The sequence below is a fragment of the Streptomyces violaceoruber genome, assembly GCF_033406955.1.
GTDB lineage: Bacteria > Actinomycetota > Actinomycetes > Streptomycetales > Streptomycetaceae > Streptomyces > Streptomyces violaceoruber.
The window spans coordinates 1693447-1714203 of the sequence record NZ_CP137734.1; the positions used below are offsets into that span (position 1 = coordinate 1693447).

A 20757-nucleotide genomic window follows, 5' to 3' on the forward strand; every position below is an offset into this window, starting at 1 on the left:
GACGACGGCCCGGTCCCCGCCGCGCCGCCCGGCACCGACGATCCCGCCGCGTGCCGCCCGGACCGGCGCTTTGTGGACCGGCCCGGCCGGCGACGCCACCGTCCCCGCGCCGTTCGTGTGCCCTCTCAGGACGGCGGACGGCCGGACGCCGGACGCCGGGCCCGTCATCCTCGTCGCCCGGGCGGGCCCTCCCGGGCCGGCCGGTGGACGGTCGTACGCCGTGGCCGACGTGGGCCGTGCGCCGTGCCGTGAGGGCTGCGGTCCCGGTCCCGGCGCGCGGAGCGCGTGCGTCGGCGGGGGCGGGTCGGTCGGGTGGCTCACGACGACCGCGGGCGGTTGGGTGCCCGGCTCGGTGCCGGCGGCGAGGGGACGGACCGCCGCGGCGCCGACGAGAGGACGGACCGGCGCGGCGCCGGCCGGGGGGCGGGCCGGGGCGGCGGGCCTCATCGGGCTCCCTCGGCGGCGCGGGCCAGCAGGGCGGTGGAGGAGCGGCCGTCGAGGTAGGGCAGGAGGACCGCCTGTCCGCCCCACTCCTTCAGGAGCCCGGCCTCGGGGAGGTCGGCGCCGGCGTAGTCGCCGCCCTTGACCCAGACGTCGGGGCGCAGTTCGCCGAGGAGGCGTTCGGGGGTGTCCTCGTCGAAGACGGCGACCGCGTCGACGCAGGCGAGGGCGCGCAGGACGCGGACGCGGTCGGCGAGGGGGTTGACGGGGCGGCCGCCGCCCTTGCCGCGCCGGACCGAGGCGTCGGAGTTGACGCAGACGACCAGGCAGTCGCCGAGCCGCCGGGCGGCCTGGAGGAGGCCGACGTGTCCGGCGTGCAGCAGGTCGAAGCAGCCGCCGGCGGCGACGACCGTGCCGTGTTCGGCGCGGATCCGGGCGGCCAGGGCGCCGGGGTCGTCGGTGTCGGGGAGTGCGGCGAGCGCCCGTTCGGAGCCGGCCGGCGGCACGGCGGCCGCGCCGCCCGCGGCGACGAAGGCCGTGGCGGCGCCCACCGCGCCCTCGACGGCCTCGCCCACCAGCGCGCCGTCGGCGAGCAGCCCGGCCGCGGTGGCCGCGAACCGGTCCCCCGCGCCGCAGGAGTCGCCGTGGTGGGCGGCGGGCGCGGGGACGAGGAGGGGGTGTTCGCCGTAGGACAGGAGCGCGCCGCGCGAGCCGAGGGTGACCGTCACGGCGGCCACCCGCCAGTCGCGTACCAGGGCGGCGGCGTTGAGCGCGGCGGCCCGCAGCCCGCCCCCCGGGCGGCCCTCGGACGGCGCGAAGCCGTGCGCCTCCTTCTCGGCGGGCGTCACCAGGCGGGTGCCGGGAACCGGCGGTCCACCGCGCGGGTGCGGGTCCCAGACCAGCGGCGGGCGCGCGGCGAGCACGTCGCGCAGGGCGTCCGCCGCGCCGCGGCCGTAGTCGGAGACCAGGACGGCACGGGCGCAACCCAGCGCGTCGCGGGCCTCGTCCGTCGCCTCGCGGACCCGGCCGCCGCCGCGGTCGAGGCGGACCACGGGGCGGTCCTGGGCGAGGACCCGGGTCTTCTCCGGCACCGTGCCGGTCAGCGGCAACGGGATCAGCTTCAGCCAGGGGGCGAGCAGTTCGCGCAGGGCGAGACCGGCCGGGTCCTCGCCCACGCCCGCGATCAGCGTGACCTCGCGGCCGTCGCGGGCGGCGAGGTACGCGGCGAGGGCGGCGCCGCCCGGGCGGATCCGCTCGGCGCACTCCTGGACAACCGGGACGGGCGCGTCCGGTGCGAGCCGGTCGGCGGTGCCGGTCAGGTCGCGGTCGAGCAGCGCGTCGCCGACCACGACCAGGGGGGTCCTGTCCGTCCTGACGGCCATGGGTCCGGTCACCTCCGCTTCCGCTGCGCCGCGCGCCCCGCGCCCGCCGCGCGTCCCGTGCTCGCCGCACGCTCCCTGCGCGCCGCACGTCCCGTGCTCGCCGCGCTCCCCGCGGCCCGTGCGCCGTGCTCCCCCCGCTCCAGGGCCGCGTCGAAGGCCGCGCAGATCATGTGGACGGCGACCAGGTGGATCTCCTGCACGGTGGCCGTGGACGGCGCCTCGACGCACAGGGACTCGTCGCTGCCCGCCATGAGCGGGTTGGGGGCGCGGCCGGTGAGCGCCCAGACCCGTACTCCGGCCGCGCGGGCCGCGTCCGCCGCGGAGAGCAGGTTGGCGCTGGCGCCGGACGTGGACAGCAGCATCAGGACGTCGCCCTTGCGGCCGTGGGCGCGGACCTGGCGGGCGAACACCTCGTCGACGCCGTAGTCGTTGGCGATGGCGGTGGTGGAGGAGGTGTCGGCGTGCAGAGCGATCGCGGAGAACGGCGGGCGGTCGTCGCGGTAGCGGCCGACGAGTTCGGCGGTCAGGTGCTGGGCCTGGGCGGCGCTGCCGCCGTTGCCCGCGGCGAGCAGCCGGCCGCCGCCGCCGAGTACCGCCGCGAGCCGGTCGCCCCACCGCTGGGTGACGTGCGCGGAGGCGCGGAACGCCCCGAGCGCCACCTGGAGTTCGTCGCAGTGCCCGACGACGGGCGGGTGCACGGTCATGACGCCACCTCCGTCGACAGCGCGTGCTCGGAGCGGGTCAGCCGGTAGACCTGTTCCGCGCCGTCGGCGACGCGCGCCCAGGTGTAGTGCCGCAGGACGCGTTCGCGGCCGTTCCTGCCGTACTGGCGGCGCAGCCGTTCGTCGGCGAGGAGTTCGCGGGCGGCCGCCGCGACGGCCCCGGGGTCCTGCGGGGCGACCAGGCGGCCGGTGACGCCGTCGGCGACGGAGTCGCGGTGGCCGCCGACGTCGGTGGCGAGGACGGGTACACCGCACGCCATGGCCTCCAGCGGCACGATGCCGAACGGCTCGTACACCGGGGTGCACAGCACCAGGTCGGAGCTGCGGAGCAGGGCGGGCATGTCGTCGGGGTCGACCGCTCCGAGCAGCCGGACCCGGTCGGCGACGCCGGCGCGGCGGGCGATGCCGGTCAGGCGCCGGGCCTCGGGCTCGGTCTCCAGGGCACCGGCCGGCGGGCCTCCGGCGATGAGGAGTTCGGCGTCGGGGATGTGGGCCAGGGCGCGGACGGCCTGGTCGTAGCCCTTGCGGGGGACGAGTCGTCCGCAGGCGAGCAGCCGGTGCCGCAGGCGTCGTTCGGGGGTGCGGCCGGTGTCGGCGGCGGGGTGGAAGTGCTCGGCGTCCACGCCGCAGGGCACGACGGAGACCTGCCGGGCCGGGACGCCCATGTCGCCGAGTTCGACGACCTCGTCGGTGCAGGTGGCCAGGACCCGTTCGCAGGTCCGGCCGAGCTGCCGTTCGATGCCGATGCGCTCGTAGGGGCTGGTGTCGCGCATGCCCTGGTGGCGGCGCTTGACGGTGCCGAGGGCGTGGAAGGTCTGGACGAGGGGGATGCCGTGCGGGGCCGCGCCGATCTGCGAGGCCATGCCGGACATCCAGAAGTGGGCGTGCACCACGTCGGGCCGTTCCCGGGCCCAGGCGCGGGCCAGGTGGGCGCCGAAGGCGGGCATGTGGGGGAAGAGTTCGTCCTTGGGGACGGCCACGGGCGGCCCGGCCGGCACGTGTTCCACGACCGCGCCGCCGGGCAGCGGCACCCGGGCGGGCAGGTCGGTGGCGTCCCGGCGGGTGTAGACCGTGACGTCGTGGCCGCGTCCCGCCAGCTCCTCGGCGAGACGGGCCACGTAGACGTTCTGTCCACCGGCGTCGACGCCGCCGAGCGCGGCGAGCGGGCTCGCGTGCTCGGACACCATGGCGATCCTCATCGGGTCACCTCCTTGAGCAGCCGCTCCCAGTCGTCCAGGAAGCGGGGCAGCCCGTAGTGGGCCAGGGCCGCCGCACGGGCCGCCTCACCGACCGCCCGCGCGTGCGGCGGGTCGGCGAGGAAGTCGCGTACGGCGTCGGTCAGTACGTCGATACGGTTGGAGACCACCCCGGCGCCGGGCGGCACGGCCTCGGTGACCTCGGTGGTGGCGAGGGCGACCACGGGCATGCCCAGGTGCATGGCCTCCAGCAGGGACAGGCCGAGGGAGGTCCAGCGGACGGGGTGGACGTAGACGCGGCGGCGGGCCAGTTCGGTGTGCAGCTCGCTCTGCGGGACGTCCCGGGTGCGGCAGCGGCCGGGGTCGACGCCGAGGTGTTCGGCGAGGCCTTCGGTGCGCATGCCGAACACGTCGAGCGGCGCGGCCCGGGAGAAGACGGGGAGCAGGTCGGTCCCGGTCGTGCGGCCGCGCCTGATCGGCTCGTTGACGACGACGGCGGCGCGTTCCAGCTCGCCGGTCCAGCGGTGGCCGGGGTCGACGATGCCGTGCTCGACGACGGTGCTGTGCGTCGGACCGGCGTCCCACATCAGCCGGTTGAAGTGGGTGACGTGGACGAGCGTGACGCCCGGGACGTCCGCGGCCGGGTGGCGGGTGCGGGGCACGTCGCCGTCGGGGGCGTTGTGCTCCAGGTAGACCAGCGGCGGGCGCCGGCCCAGCCAGCGGTCGACCAGGTCGAGTTCGTGCGGGCGCTGGAGGATCACCAGGTCGATGTCCTCGTCCCGCAGCCGCTCCGGCGGTACTTCGACGACGGATTCGGGCCAGTCCCAGGTGCGCGCGCGGCCGAGGCCGTCGGGACCGCGGTCGGGGGTGACGGGGACCAGGTAGGTGTGCGGGCCCTGCACGAAGGCCGTGGTCCACGACCCGTGCACGTGCCACATGAGGATCCTCATGTCTCCCCCATCGGTTGCGTGACGGCGATCAGCTTCTCGACGGCGGCGGCCACGTCGGTGGCCGTGACGGTGTCCAGGCAGGGATGCCCGGGGACGGGGCAGTCCCGGGCCCTGCTGTCGGCGCAGGGCGCGTCCTGGTCGCCCAGCAGGACGTGGGGGACGCCGTACGGTCGCCAGCGCTCGGCGGGTACGACGGGGGCGAACAGGGAGACGACGGGGGTGCCGACGGCCGCGGCGAGGTGCGCGGGCGCGGTGTTGCCGGTGACGACGGCGGCGGCGCCCGCGAGGACGCCGGCCAGGGTGGGGGCGTCGGTGCGGCCCCCGAGGTCGGTGCCGTGGGCGCCGGCGACGTGCGCGGTGAGGCCGCGCTCGTCGGGGCCGCCGGTGACCAGCACGCGGTGTCCGGCGGCGGCGAGTTCGCGTACGGCCTCGGCGGCGCGCCCGGGACTCCAGGCGCGGGCCGGGACGCTGGCGCCGGGGTGCAGGACGACGTAGGGGCCGGGCCCGGTGAGGGCGTCGGCGCGCGGCGGGGTGCGTACGCGCAGCCGGCCGTCGTCGGGCGCGGGGAACCCGGCCGCCTCGGCGAGGTCGAGCGCGGCCTCGGCCTCGTGGGCGTGCGGGGCGCGGTGGTGGCGCAGGTCGAGGAGGGAGCCCGGGTAGTCCTCGCTGTCGGCGGCGATGTACCGGACGCCGGCGAGGCGCAGCACCAGGGCGGTGGGCAGCGGGGACTGGTGGAAGGAGGTGAGGATCAGCGCGGTGTCGGCGTCGATGCGTTCCACGAGCGCGTCGATGTCCGGGCGGCTGACGTCGGGCGGCTCGAACCCGCCCCAGGGTGCCTCCCACACCAGCACCTCGTCGATGCCGGGCAGCAGCCGGGCGGCGGGCGCGCCGCGGGATCCGCACACCATGGTCACGTGGTCGGCCCGCGCGGCGACGGCCCGCACGGCGGGCCCGGCGAGCAGCACGTCGCCGAAGCTGTCGAGCCGGGTGACGAGCGCCTTCACGACGACCTCCCGCGTCTGTGACCGACGCCCGGCCCGCGTACCGCCCCGGCATCCGGCACGGCACGCGTACGGGCCGGCTCGGCGGTGTCCGCCCCGTTCCCGGCCGGGGTGCCGGCCCCGCCCGGGCGGGGCTCGGGGGGCGGCCGGTGGGCGGCGTCACCGGGGCGGAAGGCGCCTGGTCCGGGAGCCGTGGCGAACGGGGTCCCCGCGGGGCCGGGAAGGTCGTCGTCCTGGGCGGCGGCGGTCCGCGGACCGGTGCTCGCCGGGTCCGTCCCGTACGCCGCCTCGACGGGCCGCTCGTCGGCCGGCACCCGGCCCCTGGGCGGGCCGGTGACGAGGGCCCGTACGGCGGTGAGGAGGTCGGGGGCGACGTGGGCCGCGGCGGCCGTCTCGGCCGGGCGGGTGCGGTCGTTGGGGACGAGGATGCCGTGGGCGCCGGCGCGTTCGGCGGCCTCCGTGTCGGCGCCGATGTCGCCGATGACGACGCAGTCGGCGGGGGCGGCGCAGACGCGGCCCGCCGCCCACAGGATCAGGCCGGGCCGCGGCTTGCGGCAGTGGCAGCCGTCGTCCGGGCCGTGCGGGCAGACGGCCCAGACGTCGAAGGGGCCGATCAGGTCGTCGATGCGGCGGTTGACCCGCCGGACGTCGCCGTCGCTGATCAGGCCGCGGGCCACGCCGGACTGGTTGGTGACGACGCCGACGCGGATGCCGTGGGCGCGCAGCAGCGCCACCGCCTCGCGTGCGCCCTCGACCGGACGGACCCGCTCCGGGTCGCCGTTGTAGGGGACGTCGTGGACGAGGGTGCCGTCGCGGTCGAAGAGGACGGCCTTGACCGGGCTGTCGGCGGGGTTCATGCGGTCACCTCCCGCCACGCGGGGGCGTCGCGGTGGCGCCAGAGTCCGCTGAGCCGGTGCCAGGTAGCGGCGGGCGGGATGAGCACGCTGGTGATCAGCATGGTCGTGATCTCGTGCCGGGTGCGCGGTCCGGGCCCGATGCGGGCCCAGGCGAACTCGGCGGTGCCCGCGGCCCAGCCGGCCCCGGCGACGGCGGCGGCCCGGGGGCGGCCGGCCACCGCGAGGGCGAGCGCCGCGGTTCCGGCGGCGGTGATCGCCGCGTGCCGCCGGATCCGGCCCCGGGGTGCGACCGCCTTGGCCCACCAGTCGGGGCCGTGCAGCCGCCGCATCAGGGCGTCGTCGGCGTTGCCGCGCTGCTGCTTCAGGGAGACCCAGCGCGCGGCGGGGCGCACGGGGTGGCGGGTGGTGCGGCGGCCGCGCCGGATGCGCCAGCCCGCGTCGAGGACGCGCAGCGCGAGGTCGGCGTCCTCGCGGAAGGCGCGGGTGAAGCGTTCGTCGAAGCCGCCGACTTGTTTGAGCACGTCGGTGCGGTAGGCCATGTCGGCGGTGATCCACCGGGCCTGCGCGAGGCCGGCGGTGCCGCGCTCCCAGTCGGTGGGGCGGCGCTCGCCCGGCAGCGGTACGGCGATCACGCCCTGCACCGCGCCGGTGTCGGGTGCCGCCTCGGCGAGGTCCTGGAGCAGCTGGTCGCACCAGTGCGGGCCGACCTGGACGTCGTCGTCGAGGAAGGCGGTCCAGGGGGAGGTGACCGCGCGCGCCCCGGTGTTGCGGGCGGCGGCGGGCCCGCGGCCCCCGCTGCGCAGCACCACCGTGCGTTCGCGCAGGTCGCCGAGGACGGTCAGGGCGTGTTCCAGCGCGTCCGGGTCGGCGTCGGGGGCGGGCCGGTCGTCGACCAGGACGATCTCGTCGGGGTCGGGTCCGTGCGCGGCGACCAGCGCGGCCAGGCAGTCGGCCAGCGTGTCGCGCACGAGGGTGGGGACGACGACGGCGTAGCCGGTGCGCGGGCCGCCGGTTCCGGGGGCGGTGCTCATGCGAACGCCCGTCCCCGGCGCACCGCGAAGGGGCCGATGGCCAGCAGGTCGACGGGTGCCGACCCGAAGCACTCCAGGGCGTCGCGCGGGTCGTCGACCATGGGTCGCCCGGCGGTGTTGAGGCTGGTGTTGACGACGACGGGCAGCCCGGTGCGCCGTTCGAAGGCGGCCAGCATCCGCGCGACGAGCGGCTCGCGGCGTTCCTCGACGGTCTGGATGCGGGCGGTGCCGTCGACGTGGACGACGGCCGGGACGCGGTCGCGCCAGGCGGGGGCGACGTCGTGCACGAAGAGCATGTACGGGCTGGGGACCGGCCCGGTGAAGATGTCGGCGGCCCGGTCGGCGAGCACCATGGGGGCGACGGGGCGGAACTCCTCGCGGCCCTTCACATGGTTGAGGCGCTCCAGGTTCTCCGACCGGCCTGGGTGGGCCATCAGGGAGCGGTGTCCGAGGGCGCGCGGCCCGAACTCGCTGCGGCCCTGGAACCAGGCGACGATGCCGTCCCGGGCGAGTTCCTCGGCGACGGTCTCGGCGATGTCGTCCGGCTCCTCGTAGGGGATCGCGGCCGTCTCCAGCCAGGCGCGGATCTCGTCGTCGCGCCAGCCGCGGCCGAGGTCGGCGCCGGGCATCGGCTCGGGCGCGGCACCCTCCTGGGCGGCGGCCACGTGCAGGGCGCCGCCGAGGGCCGTGCCCGCGTCACCGGCGGCGGGCTGCACCCACACGTGCCGGTAGGGACCGCGGGCGGCGATCTTCGAGTTGGCCACGCAGTTCAGCGCGACGCCGCCGGCCATGGTCAGGGCCTCGCCCCCGGCCTCCCCGTGCAGCCAGTGGACGAGTTCGAGGAGCAGTTCCTCCAGCACGGCCTGGGTGCTCGCGGCCAGGTCGGCGTGGTCCTTCGTCCAGTCCTCGTCCTTGGCGCGCGGCGGGGCGAGGGCGGCCCAGCCGACGCCGTGGGCGTTAAAGCCGCCGTCGCCGGTGGCGTGGATGTGCTCACGGAGCCGGTCGAGGTGGCGGGGGGTGCCGTAGGAGGCGAGGGCCATCACCTTGTACTCGTCGCTGCTGCGCAGGAAGCCGAGGTGCTCGGTCAGTTCCTCGTAGACGAGGCCGAGCGAGTGCGGCAGCGCCTGGGTGGCGAGGACGTCGAGCTTGCCGTCGCGGTAGCGGCCGGCCAGGTGGGAGGCGGACTCGCCGCGGCCGTCGAGGACGAGGACGTCGTTGTCCGGGTGCGGTGAGGCCGGTCCCGCGGAGGCGGCGTGCGCCACGTGGTGCGGGACGAAGACGACCCGGTCGGGGTCGAGCCCGGGCAGCGCGTCGGCGAGGAACTCGGGGGCCCGGCGGGCGTACTCGAGCCGCAGCGGGTCCCAGGGGTCGTCCAGGCCCATGTCGCGGGCGGGCCGGGCGAGTTTGGGGTCGAAGGAGTAGGCGACGGCGTCCAGTTCTCCCGGCCGCACCCCGGCGTGCTCCAGGCACCACCGCGCGGACAGCTCCGGGACCTCCCACGCGGAGAAGGGCACCGGGCGCTTGCCGTGCTTGCGTCGGCTGAACCGCTCTTCCTCGGCGGCCGCAACGGTCCGGCCGTCGACGACGAGCGCGGCGGCCGGGTCGTGGAACAGGGCGTTGATACCAAGGATGCGCATGGGGCGGGCTCCTCTCTCGGCGTCGCGGGTGCCGCGGGGCGGTTGCCTCAAACACTTGGAGACAGGTCGCTTCCGGAGAAAGGCGGATGTATCACCGTAAGTAGCCTTCTTGGACCCGTGTCAGGCGGCGACGGCGTGCGCGAACCAGCCGATGGTCCGCTCCAGCCCCTCGTTCCAGCTCACGCCCGGCCGCCAGCCCAGCCGTTCCCGGGCCAGGGTGGTGTCGGGCCTGCGTCGGCAGGGGTCGTCGACGGGGCGTTCGACGAAGCGGATGCGGGAGCCGGAGCCGGTGAGGCCGACGACCCGGCGGGCCAGTTCCAGCATGGTGATCTCGTCGTCGCCCCCGATGTTCATCGGGCCGCTCTCTCCGGACGCGGCCAGGGCCAGGACGCCCGCCACGGTGTCGTCGACGTAGCACAGGGAGCGGGTCTGGCCGCCGTCGCCGGCGACGGTGAGCGGCATGCCGTCCAGCGCCTGTGCGATGAAGGTCGGGACGGCCCGGCCGTCGCCGGTGCGCATGCGGGGGCCGTAGGTGTTGAAGATCCGGACGATGGCGGTGTCGGTGCCGTGCACCTGGCGGTGGGCGGTGACCAGTGCCTCGGCGAAGCGCTTGGACTCGTCGTAGACGCTGCGCGGGCCGATCGGGTTGACGTTGCCCCAGTACGTCTCGCGCTGCGGGTGCTCCAGCGGGTCGCCGTAGACCTCGGAGGTGGAGGCGAGCAGGAAGCGGGCGCCGTCGGCGTGGGCCCGTTCCAGGGCGTTGCGGGTGCCGGTGCTGCCGACGTCGAGGGTCTCCAGGGGCAGCCGGAGGTAGTCGGCGGGCGAGGCGGGGCAGGCGAAGTGCAGGACCAGGTCGAACCGGCCGGGCAGGCCGCGCAGGGCCGCCGGGTCGGTGGCATCGCCCCGGACGAACCGGAAGCCGCGCCGGCGCTCCAGGTCGGCCACGTTGGCGCGGGAGCCGGTGGCCAGGTTGTCGAGGCAGACGACCTCGGTACCGGCGTCGAGCAGCCGGCCGCACAGGTGGGATCCCACGAATCCGGCTCCGCCGGTCACCAGGGCCCGGCGCCACGTGCGTCCGCTTCGGGGGCCGGTGGCCCCGGGACTCTCGGTCACGGGCTTCTCCTCACGCTCACCGTCACTTATGTGTCGGTTTGAGTAGCCCGGCCGCCCCTCATCTATCTCGAACTGTTATTCGAGGGGGCACTATGAACCGCGTATATACACGCAGCGTATAGTCCTCGCATGCCTTCGCTGACCAGGAAGACGACGAAAACGGGGACCAGGTTGCGTGTGCTCGCGACCTTCGCGGCCGCCGCCTCGCTGACCCTCGCGCTGAGCGGCTGCACGAAGCTGGAGACGCACTCCCCCAGCTCCGTCCGCAACGCCGCCGACGCCCAGGCGGCCGACGGCAAGGCCGACGCGTCCGGCACCCAGGCCCGCGCGGGCGGGCTCGGCACCGTGGACTGCGCGCACACCAAGTGCATCGCGCTGACCTTCGACGCCGGACCGAGCGAGAACTCCGCCCGGCTGCTCGACATACTCAAGGAGAAGCAGGTCCCGGCGACCTTCTTCCTGCTCGGCAAGCGGCACATCGACACGTACCCCGAGCTTGTCAGGCGCATGGCCGACGAGGGTCACGAGGTGGCGAGCCACACCTGGACGCACAAGATCCTCACGGACGCCGAGCCGGACGAGATACGCGAGGAGCTGGAGCGCCCGAACAAGGAGATAGAGCGCCTGACGGGCGAGCGGCCGACCCTGATGCGCCCGCCGCAGGGCCGCACGGACGACACGGTGCACGACATCTCCCGCGAGCTGGGGCTGGCGGAGGTGCTGTGGACCGTGACCGCCAAGGACTACAAGACGAACGACTCCGACCTGATCACCGAGCGGGTCCTGGACCAGTCGTCGCGGGACGGCATCATCCTGCTGCACGACATCTACGACGGCACGGTGCCCGCCGTGCCCGGGATCATCGACGCGCTCAAGAAGCGGGGCTACGTCTTCGTGACGGTTCCGCAGCTGCTGGCCCCGGGGAAGGCCGAGCCGGGCAAGGTCTACCGCTGAGTTGTGCCTACGATCGTCCGGTGGCCGTCTTCTCGCTCGAACGCACCGTTCCGCTCGCCCCGGACGAGGCCTGGCGCCGCCTCACCCGGTGGGAGCGGCACGGCGACACCGTGCCGCTGACCCGGGTCACCGCCCGCCCGCCCGGCCCCACCCGCCCGGGCACGCTGGTCGTGGCCCGCACCGGGGCCGGGCCGCTCGCCTTCGACGACACCATGGAGGTGACGGTCTGGCGGCCGCCGCGCGAGGACGCCCCCGGCCGGTGCCGGCTGGAGAAGCGCGGCCGGGTGGTCGGGGGCTGGGCGGAGATCGAGGTCGGGGCCGGGCCCGGCGGCCGGGCGCGCGTGGTGTGGCGCGAGGAACTGGACGTCCGGCTCCTCCCGTCCTTCCTCGACGGCCTCCTCGCCCGCTCGGGCCGCCACGTCTTCGGCCGCACGGTCACCCACCTGCTGCGGCACCCGTGAACCGGAGGTTGCGGGCCGGGGACGGGGCGCGGTCACAACCGCGCCGCACGCCTCGCGGAGGCCGATTCCCGCGTACCGTGCCGGCATGTCTCTCAGAGCGCGCACCTTCACCCAACTGTCCCTCGCGGGTGCATTGTTGACCCTGGCCGTGACCGCCCAGCCCGCTTTGGCCGCCGACCGGGGCCACTCGGTCCCGCTGCGCATCGCCACCTACAACATCCACGCCGGGGCGGGCTCGGACGGCGTCTTCGACCTCGACCGGCAGGCCGCCGCGCTGCGCGCCCTCGACGCGGACGTGATCGGCCTCCAGGAGGTCGACGTGCACTGGGGAGCCCGCAGTCAGGGGCTCGACCTGGCCGGGGAGCTGGCCCGGCGGCTCGGCATGCGGGTGTCCTTCGCGCCGATCTACAGCCTCGACCCCGTGACGGCGGGGGAACCCCGGCGCGAGTACGGCGTGGCGGTGCTCTCCCGCTTCCCGGTCCGTTCCGCGACGAACCACGAGATCACGCGCCTGTCCACGCAGGACGAGAACCCGCTGCCGGCGCCCGCGCCCGGATTCGGCGAGGTGACGCTCAAGGTGCGCGGGGTTCCGGTGCAGGTCTTCGTGACCCACCTCGACTACCGGGCGGACCCGGCGGTGCGCCGGGCCCAGGTCGCCGACACCCGGCGGATCATGGCCCGGGAGCGGGCCGAGCTGCCGGGCGCGCACCAGTTCCTGCTGGGCGACTTCAACGCCGAGCCCGCGGCACCCGAACTGGCGCCGCTGTGGAAGGAGCTGAGCGACGCGGGGGCGGGGACCCCCGCCACGTATCCGGCCCAGGCCCCCGTGAAGCGCATCGACTACGTGACCGCCGGCAAGGACGTGCGGATCCGGCGCACCGCGGTGCCGGAGGAGCCCGCGGCCTCGGACCACCGCCCGGTGGTCGCGGACGTGTCCCTGCCCAGGAGGACCCCCGGCCGGGACTGAGACCGGCCTTACCCCGCGAGCCTGTCCAGGACGTCCGCGACCGGGGTGGGGTCCAGCGGGCCGACGTGTGACGCCTCGGGGAAATCGTGCACGCGGAAGCCGTTGCCGGGTGTGGCCGCGTCGGCTTCCGCGATCATCCGGTCCTGGAGCGCGGTGGCGATCGTACGGTCCCTGCCGAAACGCAGGTACGTGCGCGGGACGCGTCCCCACCGGCCGGCCCGGCCGACCGCTCGGCCGGCATAGGCGGCGACGGGCTCGTCGGTCTGCATGCCGGCCAGGATCCGGCGGAAGTCGGCGTCGGGGTAGTCCGCGCAGATCATCTCCTTCAGGAGGGCCAGCTCACCGCTGACGCCCGTACGGAAGTTCAGCCGCAGTACTCCGAGCCGGTCGGGGTCGCCCACCGTCAGCTCCACCGGGCTGACGGCGTTCGCGTTCTCGGGGGCCGCCGTACAGGCGTCCGCCGTGGGCAGGACGCGGCTGGGGCAGAAGGCCGCCATGTAGCAGATGTGGTGAAGCAGGTGCGGGACGGCTTCGCCGACACGGCTGACCGAGACGCCGCCCAGGCTGTGCCCGACCAGCACCACCGGGCCGTTCCGTGCGGCCCGCCGCACGATGCCCGTGACGCGCGCCTCGTAGTCGTCCAGCCCGAGGCCCTTCAGCGGGGAGGGCTCGACCGCCATCGCCGCGAGGTCCTGCCGCTGGTACGACTCGGCCACGAAGGCCTCCGCTCCGTGCCGCGGCTGGTCCACCATGACGACGCGGTGGCCGCGCAGCCCCAGTTCCCGCGCGATCGGCGTCCAGAACGCGCCGGCGCTGTGCGTACCGTGCACCAGCACGTAGGTGACGAGTCGGCGGCGCGGGGCCGCCGCGGCCGGCGAGGTTCCGGGCCCGGCGGCCAGCGCCATGCCTCCCACCGCGAGTCCCAGCCCGCGCAGCGCCGTCCGCCGGGTGGCGCCTTCTCGTTCTTCGTTCGTGTCATCCGTCATGAACACAACGCTATGAAGGGCCCGTTCGGCCCACCAGCGGTCCAGCACCCCCACGGGGGTGGACCCAGGACCACCCTGCCGGCGGGCCGTCGTGGTGGATGGGGGTGTGGGCGCCGGTCAGGGAGGTGCCCGTGCCGCCGCGGCGGACCGCGACGATCTCGGCGGCGATGGACAGGGCCGTCTCCTCGGGGGTGCGGGCGCCGAGGTCGAGGCCGATCGGCGACCTGAGGCGGGACAGCTCCAGGTCGCTCACCCCGGCCTCGCGCAGGCGCGCCGCACGGTCCAGGTGGGTGCGGCGGGAGCCCATCGCGCCGACGTACGCCACCGGGAGGCGCAGCGCCAGCCGGAGCAGCGGGATGTCGAACTTGGCGTCGTGGGTGAGGACGCACAGCACCGTGCGCGCGTCCACGGCGGTGCGCGCCAGGTACTCGTGCGGCCACTCGACGACGACCTCGTCCGCGTCCGGGAAGCGGGCCGGGGTGGCGAAGACGGGGCGGGCGTCGCACACGGTCACGTGGTGGCCGAGGAACTTGCCGGCCCGCGCCAGCGCCGAGGCGAAGTCGATCGCGCCGAAGACGATCATGCGGGGTGCCGGGACGGAGGACTCGATCAGCAGGGTGAGCGGTGCTCCGCAGCGCGAGCCCCGCTCACCGGTCTCCAGGGTGCCGGTGCGCCCCGCGTCCAGGAAGGCGCCGGCCTCGGCGGCCGCCGTGCGGTCCAGCTCGGGGTGGCCGCCGAAGCCGCCGGTGCGGGAGCCGTCCGCCCGGACGACCAGCGCGCGGCCCAGCAGCTGCGCCGGGCCGCTCACGACGCGTGCCACGGCCGCCGTCTCACCGCGTGCGGCGGCGGCGAGGGCCGCGGCCAGGGCCGGGCGGACCGGGTCGGCCGCCCGTACCGGGGTGACGAGGACGTCGATGACCCCGCCGCAGGTCAGCCCCACGGCGAAGGCGTCCTCGTCGCTGTAGCCGAAGCGCTCCAGGACGGTTTCGCCGTCCTGGAGGGCCTGCCGGCACAGCTCGTACACGGCTCCCTCCACGCAGCCGCCGGAGACCGAGCCGACCACCGTGCCCCCGGCGTCCACCGCGAGCGCGGCGCCGGTCGGCCGGGGGGCGCTGCCGCCCACGGCCACCACGGTGGCCACGGCGAAGTCGCGCCCCTGCTCGACCCACCGGTGCAGCTCTTCGGCGATGTCCAGCATGTTCCGGTCCTCCTCGGCCGACGGGTACGTGCAGGGTTCCCGTCGTGGCGGCTAGTGCACGCCCAGCCAGCTCTCGATCGGGTTGAGGGCGAAGTAGACGACGAAGATCACCGTCAGGGCCCACATGAACGCCCCGATCTCCCGCGCCCTGCCCTGCGCGACCTTGATGGCGACGTAGGAGATGACTCCGGCGGCGACACCGGCCGTGATCGAGTACGTGAACGGCATCAGGACGACGGTCAGGAAGACCGGGATCGCGGTGGCCCGGTCGGCCCAGTCCACGTGCCGGGCGTTCATCATCATCATCGCCCCGATGACGACCAGCGCGGCGGAGGCGACCTCCTGCGGGACGATCGCGGTGATCGGGGTGAAGAAGAGGCAGGCCGCGAAGAACAGGCCGGTGACGACCGAGGCGAGCCCGGTGCGCGCCCCCTCGCCGACGCCGGTCGCGGACTCGACGAAGACGGTCTGGCCGGAGCCGCCCGCCACGCCGCCGATGGCACCGCCGGCGCCGTCGATGAACAGCGCCTTCGACAGGCCCGGCATGCGGCCCTTGTCGTCGGCGAGCTTCGCCTCGGTACCGACGCCGATGATGGTGGCCATCGCGTCGAAGAACCCGGCGAGCACCAGCGTGAAGACGATCATTCCGACCGTCATCGCGCCGACCTCGCCCCAGCCGCCGAACTCCAGGTCGCCGAAGAGCGAGAAGTCCGGCATGGAGACCGCGCTGCCGTGCAGTTCGGGGGCACCGTTGGCCCACTGCTCGGGGTCGATGACCCCGGTGGCGTTGAGGATCGCCGCGACGATCGTGCCGGTGACGATGCCGATCAGGATGGCGCCGGGCATGTTGCGCGCCTGGAGCATGAAGATCAGCAGCAGGGTGCCCGCGAAGAGCAGGACCGGCCAGCCGGCCAGCTCCCCGGCCGGGCCGAGGGTGAGCGGGGTCGCCTCGCCCGCGTGGACGAAGCCGCCCTTGACCAGGCCGATGATGGCGATGAACAGGCCGATGCCCATGGTGATGCCGTGCTTGAGGGCGAGCGGGATCGCGTTCATGATCATCTCGCGGAGCCCGGTGACCACGAGCAGCATGATCACCACGCCGTACATCACACACATGCCCATGGCCTGCGGCCAGGTCATCTGGGGGACGACCTGGCCGGCGATCACGCCGGACACCGAGAGCCCGGCGGCCAGGGCGAGCGGCACCTTGCCGACGAAGCCCATCAGGAGCGTGGTGAGCGCCGCGGCGAAGGCCGTCGCGGTGATCAGGGCCTTCTGGCCCAGGGTGTCCCCGGCGGCGTCCTTGCCGGAGAGGATCACGGGGTTGAGCAGGACGATGTAGGCCATCGCCATGAAGGTGGTGATGCCGCCGCGCACCTCACGCGCGACCGTGGATCCCCGGTGGGATATGTGAAAGTACCGGTCGAGCCAAGACCGTCCGCCCGGGACGCGGGAGCCCGCGCCCGCGTCTTCGGCGGTGATCTCGGGCTCCACTGACTGCTGGGTCATGGGGCCGTCTCCCAAGGTTCATAGGTGCACCCGGCCGACCGCTGGGGCGGCCGCGGGATTTGGGATATGCACGACCCGGGGGACGGCCCGAGACGAACGCATGTGTGGTGGTGCTGGTGCTGGTACTGGTACTGGTACGGGTGACACTGGTGGTACTTCAAGTGCCGCGAGCGGAGCGGGACTTGGCCGGTGCTCCGGGCGGCGCGGAGGGTGTGACGTTCCGTGCGCCGCCCGGAGGGTCCTGGGGGTGCCGATCGGAGCCCGCCGTGCCGGTGAGGTGTTCCGGTCGTACGGGCGTGCGGTCGAGCGCCAGCCCGGTCGCGTCCCTGATGGCCGCGAGGACCGCCGGGGTGGACGACAGGGTGGGCGCCTCCCCGACGCCGCGCAGCCCGTAGGGCGCGTGGTCGTCGGCGAGTTCGAGCACGTCGACCGGTAGGGCCGGCGTGTCGAGGATCGTGGGGAGGAGATAGTCCGTGAAGGACGGGTTCTGGACCTTGGCGGTCACCGGGTCCACGACGATCTCCTCCATCACCGCGATGCCCAGGCCCTGGACGGTGCCGCCCTGGATCTGGCCGACCACGGAGAGGGGGTTCAGCGCCTTGCCGACGTCCTGGGCACAGGCCAGCTCGATCACCTTGACCAGGCCGAGTTCCGTGTCGACCTCGACGACGGCGCGGTGCGCGGCGAAGGAGTACTGGACGTGTCCGTCGCCCTGGCCGGTGCGCGGGTCGAAGGGTTGGGTCGGCCGGTGCCGCCACTCCTCCTCGACCTCGACCGCCTCGTCCTCCAGGACGTCCACGAGGTCGGCGAGGACCTCGCCGCCGTCGGTGACGACCTTGCCGCCCTCCAGGAGCAGTCCGGCGGTGGCCCAGGCGGGGTGGTACGAGCCGAACCTGCGGCGCCCGAGCTCCAGGACCCGTTCCCGCACCAGCTCGCAGGCGTGCTTGATGGCGCCGCCGGTGACGTAGGTCTGCCGGGAGGCGGAGGTGGAGCCGGCCGAGCCCACCCGCGTGTCGGCGGGCCGGATGGTGACCTGGGTGACGCCCAGCTCGGTGCGGGCGATCTGCGCGTGGACGGTCACACCGCCCTGTCCGACCTCCGCCATCGCCGTGTGCACGGTGACGACGGGGCGGCCGCCGACGGCCTCCAGGCGGACCCGGGCGGTGGAGTAGTCGTCGAAGCCCTCGGAGAAGCCGACGTTCTTGATGCCGACGGCGTAGCCGACGCCGCGCACGACGCCCTCGCCGTGCGTGGTGTTGGACAGGCCGCCGGGCAGCTGCCGTACGTCGGCGCCCTCGCTGGACTCCCACTGGCGCTCCGGCGGCATCGGCATCGCCTTGACGCGGCGCAGGAGTTCGGCGACCGGCGCCGGGGAGTCGACGGGCTGTCCGGTGGGCATGAGCGTGCCCTGCTCCATGGCGTTGATCCGGCGGAACTCCACCGGGTCCAGGCCGAGTCCGGCCGCCACCTTGTCCATCTGCGCCTCGTAGGCGAAGCACGCCTGGACCGCGCCGAAGCCGCGCATGGCGCCGCAGGGCGGGTTGTTGGAGTAGAGGGCGAGGGCCTCGATGTCCACGTCGTCGACCACGTACGGTCCCACCGAGAGCGAGGCGGCGTTGCCGACGACGGCCGGGGAGGCGGAGGCGTAGGCGCCGCCGTCCAGGACGATGCGGCACCTCACGTGGGTGAGCCGGCCGTGGCGGGTGGCGCCGTGCTCGTAGTGGAGCCTGGCCGGGTGGCGGTGGACGTGGCCGAAGAAGGACTCGAAGCGGTTGTAGACCATCTTGACGGGTTTGCCGGTGCGCAGGGCCAGCAGGCAGGCGTGGATCTGCATCGACAGGTCCTCGCGTCCGCCGAAGGCGCCGCCGACGCCGGACAGGGTCATCCGCACCTTGTCCTCGGGCAGGCCGAGCACGGGGGCGATCTGGCGCAGGTCGGAGTGGAGCCACTGGGTGGCGATGTAGAGGTCGACGCCGCCGTCCTCGCCGGGCACGGCGAGACCCGACTCGGGGCCGAGGAAGGCCTGGTCCTGCATGCCGAAGTGGTAGTCGCCCACGACGATCACGTCGGCGCGCGCGGCGGCCGCGGCGGCGTCGCCGCGCACGATCGGCTGGCGGTGCACGATGTTGGGGTGCGGGACGTGGCCGCTGTGGTGGTCGGTGCGGTGCTCGTGGACGAGGACCGCGCCGGGGGCGGTGGCGGAGGCCTCGTCGGTGACGAGCGGCAGCTCCCGGTACTCCACCTTGACCTTGGCGGCGGCGCGGCGCGCGGTCTCCGGGTGGTCGGCGGCGACGATCGCGACCGGCTCGCCGTGGTGGCGGACCTTGCCGTGGGCGAGGACCGGGGTGTCCCGGATCTCCAGCCCGTAGTGGCGCACGTCGGTAGGCAGGTCGTCGTAGGTCATGACGGCGTACACGCCGGGGGTGGCGAGCGCCTCGCCGGTGTCGACGGAGACGATCTCGGCGTGTGCGACGGTGGAGCGCAGGATCTGGCCCCAGAGCATGTCCTCGTGCCACATGTCGGACGCGTACGCGAACTCGCCGGTGACCTTGAGGACGCCGTCCGGGCGGAGCGTGGACTCGCCGATGCCGCCCTTGGTCCCGGAGCCCTGGGTGAGGCCGGCGGGTGCGCCGTTGGCAGCCATGCTCAGGCCTCCTCGGACCGGCGGGCGGCGGCCAGGCGGACCGCGTCCATGATCTTCTCGTAGCCGGTGCACCGGCACAGGTTGCCCGACAGCGCCTCGCGGATGTCCTCGTCGCTCGGGTTCGGGTGGCGCTCCAGCATCTCGTCGGCGGCGACCAGCAGTCCGGGGGTGCAGAAGCCGCACTGGACGGCGCCGGCGTCGATGAACGCCTGTTGCACGGGGGCCAGTTCGATGTTCTCGCCGGTCTGTGAGTCGGTCCCGCCGGCCTGCCAGCGCCGTGCCGCGTCGAGCGAGGCGCTCTCCCCGGCGCGCGTACCCGTCGTGGTGCTGCCCTCGGCGCGCCGGCGGGCGTACTCGGCGAGGCCCTCGACGGTGACGACCTCGCGGCCCTCGGCCTGGCCGGCCGCGACCAGGCAGGAGCACACCGGCACGCCGTCCAGGCGGACCGTGCAGGAGCCGCACTCGCCCTGCTCGCAGGCGTTCTTGGAACCGGGCAGGCCCATCCGCTCGCGCAGCACGTACAGCAGGGACTCGCCCTCCCAGACGTCGTCGGCCTCCTGCGGACGTCCGTTGACGGTGAGGTTGACGCGCATCACGCGGCTCCTTCCGTGGTGCGGCGGGCGCCGCGGTACGACTCCCAGGTCCAGGTGAGCGTCCGGCGGGCCATGACGCCGACCGCGTGGCGGCGGTAGTCCGCGGTGCCCCGGACGTCGTCGATGGGGTTGCAGGCGGCGGCGCACAGGTCCGCGAACCGTTTGACCGCCGACGGGGTGACGATCTTCCCGTTCTCCCAGAAGCCGCCCTCGTCGAGCGCGGCGTTCAGGAACTCCTCGGCGGCCGTCGCGCGGATCGGGGTGGGCGCGGCCGAGCCGATGCCGGTGCGGACGGTACGGGTGGCGGGGTGCAGGGCGAGGCCGAAGGCGCACACGGCGATGACCATGGCGTTGCGGGTGCCGACCTTGGAGAACTGCTGCGGTCCGTCGGCCTTCGCGACGTGCACGGCGCGGATCAGCTCGTCGGGCTCCAGCGCGTTGCGCTTCACGCCGGTGTAGAACGCGTCGATGGGGATGCGGCGGGTGCCGCGCACCGACTCGGCCTCGACCTCGGCGCCGGCGGCGAGCAGCGCCGGGTGGGCGTCGCCGGCCGGGGACGCGGTGCCGAGGTTCCCGCCCACGCCCCCGCGGTTGCGGATCTGCGGGGAGGCGACCGTGTGCGAGGCGAGGGCGAGACCCGGCAGCTCGGTGCCCAGGTCCTCCATGATCCGGGTGTACGGCACCGAGGCACCGAGCCGTACGGAGGTCTCGCCGACCTCCCACTCGGTCAGGTCGCCGATGCGGCCCAGGTCCATGAGGTACTCGGGCCTGCGGTGATCGAAGTTGATCTCGACCATCACGTCGGTACCGCCCGCGATCGGCACCGCGGTGGGGTGCTCGGCCTTCGCGGCGAGCGCCTCCTCCCAGCTGGCGGGGCGAAGGAAGTCCATGACCGGCTCTCTTCCTCGTCTGATCGGGTGCGCATGGCTCGGGGCGTCGCGGACCGGGGCGTACGGATTGAGCCACCTGCGGGTACGGGAGGCCCGGCTCGTTCATGTGCTGTTCACGTGGAATGGCCTCAGTACACCGTCGTGTACTCCACCAGGGTCAGTCGCAGAAACCATGAAGGAGTTGGCTGGCCAGGGCGGGCATCTTGTAGATTCGTATGAACGGAG

At 74.7% G+C, this 20757-nt stretch carries 18 protein-coding genes; 3 read left to right on the top strand and 15 right to left on the bottom strand.

Annotation, left to right across the window (positions count from 1 at the left end; all coding sequences use genetic code 11):
* Window positions 1-443: 443 nt before the first annotated feature.
* The 9 genes from rfaE2 to R2E43_RS07445 form a co-directional block, all read right to left on the bottom strand.
* Window positions 444-1823 (bottom strand): D-glycero-beta-D-manno-heptose 1-phosphate adenylyltransferase, encoded by a 1380-nt coding sequence (gene rfaE2, locus R2E43_RS07405; protein ID WP_161270276.1) that lies wholly within the window; start codon window positions 1821-1823, stop codon window positions 444-446.
* Window positions 1824-1831: 8 nt separating this feature from the next.
* The gene (locus R2E43_RS07410) at window positions 1832-2527 is read right to left on the bottom strand and encodes a D-sedoheptulose-7-phosphate isomerase (protein ID WP_011030722.1); all 696 of its coding nucleotides are present in this window, start codon (window positions 2525-2527) and stop codon (window positions 1832-1834) included.
* The gene (locus tag R2E43_RS07415) at window positions 2524-3744 is read right to left on the bottom strand and encodes a glycosyltransferase family 4 protein (protein WP_193485382.1); all 1221 of its coding nucleotides are present in this window, start codon (window positions 3742-3744) and stop codon (window positions 2524-2526) included. The genes R2E43_RS07410 and R2E43_RS07415 overlap by 4 nt, the downstream gene beginning before the upstream one ends.
* Window positions 3741-4691, bottom strand: a complete 951-nt coding sequence (locus R2E43_RS07420; RefSeq protein ID WP_011030720.1) for a glycosyltransferase — start codon at window positions 4689-4691, stop codon at window positions 3741-3743. The genes R2E43_RS07415 and R2E43_RS07420 overlap by 4 nt, the downstream gene beginning before the upstream one ends.
* The gene (locus R2E43_RS07425; protein WP_011030719.1) at window positions 4688-5695 is read right to left on the bottom strand and encodes a glycosyltransferase family 9 protein; all 1008 of its coding nucleotides are present in this window, start codon (window positions 5693-5695) and stop codon (window positions 4688-4690) included. The genes R2E43_RS07420 and R2E43_RS07425 overlap by 4 nt, the downstream gene beginning before the upstream one ends.
* A complete protein-coding gene (locus R2E43_RS07430; RefSeq protein ID WP_078653084.1) occupies window positions 5692-6549 on the bottom strand; it encodes a D-glycero-alpha-D-manno-heptose-1,7-bisphosphate 7-phosphatase in 858 nt (285 codons plus the stop codon). The genes R2E43_RS07425 and R2E43_RS07430 overlap by 4 nt, the downstream gene beginning before the upstream one ends.
* Window positions 6546-7580, bottom strand: a complete 1035-nt coding sequence (locus tag R2E43_RS07435) for a glycosyltransferase (RefSeq protein WP_011030717.1) — start codon at window positions 7578-7580, stop codon at window positions 6546-6548. The genes R2E43_RS07430 and R2E43_RS07435 overlap by 4 nt, the downstream gene beginning before the upstream one ends.
* The gene (locus tag R2E43_RS07440) at window positions 7577-9217 is read right to left on the bottom strand and encodes a carbamoyltransferase family protein (protein ID WP_093457259.1); all 1641 of its coding nucleotides are present in this window, start codon (window positions 9215-9217) and stop codon (window positions 7577-7579) included. Before R2E43_RS07440 ends, R2E43_RS07435 begins: the two co-directional genes overlap by 4 nt.
* Before the next feature lie 120 nt (window positions 9218-9337).
* The gene (locus R2E43_RS07445; RefSeq protein WP_011030715.1) at window positions 9338-10330 is read right to left on the bottom strand and encodes an NAD-dependent epimerase/dehydratase family protein; all 993 of its coding nucleotides are present in this window, start codon (window positions 10328-10330) and stop codon (window positions 9338-9340) included.
* Window positions 10331-10459: 129 nt separating this feature from the next.
* Between R2E43_RS07445 and R2E43_RS07450 the strand changes: the two genes are divergently transcribed.
* The 3 genes from R2E43_RS07450 to R2E43_RS07460 all read left to right on the top strand — a co-directional run bounded on the left by R2E43_RS07450 (window position 10460) and on the right by R2E43_RS07460 (window position 12712).
* The gene (locus tag R2E43_RS07450; protein ID WP_162495273.1) at window positions 10460-11284 is read left to right on the top strand and encodes a polysaccharide deacetylase family protein; all 825 of its coding nucleotides are present in this window, start codon (window positions 10460-10462) and stop codon (window positions 11282-11284) included.
* Between the two features lie 20 nt (window positions 11285-11304).
* Window positions 11305-11745, top strand: coding sequence for an SRPBCC family protein (locus R2E43_RS07455; RefSeq protein ID WP_003972747.1), 441 nt, complete (start codon window positions 11305-11307; stop codon window positions 11743-11745).
* 85 nt (window positions 11746-11830) lie between these two features.
* A complete protein-coding gene (locus R2E43_RS07460; protein ID WP_030865254.1) occupies window positions 11831-12712 on the top strand; it encodes an endonuclease/exonuclease/phosphatase family protein in 882 nt (293 codons plus the stop codon).
* A gap of 8 nt (window positions 12713-12720) precedes the next feature.
* Here R2E43_RS07460 and R2E43_RS07465 read toward each other — a convergent pair whose 3' ends face one another.
* From R2E43_RS07465 to R2E43_RS07490, 6 genes are all read right to left on the bottom strand, one after another.
* Window positions 12721-13704, bottom strand: a complete 984-nt coding sequence (locus tag R2E43_RS07465; protein ID WP_037897355.1) for an alpha/beta hydrolase — start codon at window positions 13702-13704, stop codon at window positions 12721-12723.
* A gap of 4 nt (window positions 13705-13708) precedes the next feature.
* A complete protein-coding gene (locus tag R2E43_RS07470) occupies window positions 13709-14896 on the bottom strand; it encodes an XdhC family protein (RefSeq protein ID WP_265700573.1) in 1188 nt (395 codons plus the stop codon).
* Window positions 14897-14947: 51 nt separating this feature from the next.
* Window positions 14948-16405: an NCS2 family permease gene (locus tag R2E43_RS07475; protein WP_011030709.1), complete on the bottom strand. Its 1458-nt coding sequence runs from the start codon at window positions 16403-16405 to the stop codon at window positions 14948-14950.
* A gap of 157 nt (window positions 16406-16562) precedes the next feature.
* Window positions 16563-19049 (bottom strand): xanthine dehydrogenase family protein molybdopterin-binding subunit, encoded by a 2487-nt coding sequence (locus R2E43_RS07480; RefSeq protein WP_332056041.1) that lies wholly within the window; start codon window positions 19047-19049, stop codon window positions 16563-16565.
* Window positions 19050-19051: 2 nt separating this feature from the next.
* Window positions 19052-19642, bottom strand: coding sequence for a (2Fe-2S)-binding protein (locus tag R2E43_RS07485; protein WP_011030707.1), 591 nt, complete (start codon window positions 19640-19642; stop codon window positions 19052-19054).
* Window positions 19642-20532, bottom strand: a complete 891-nt coding sequence (locus R2E43_RS07490) for an FAD binding domain-containing protein (RefSeq protein WP_011030706.1) — start codon at window positions 20530-20532, stop codon at window positions 19642-19644. The genes R2E43_RS07485 and R2E43_RS07490 overlap by 1 nt, the downstream gene beginning before the upstream one ends.
* Window positions 20533-20757: the final 225 nt, after the last annotated feature.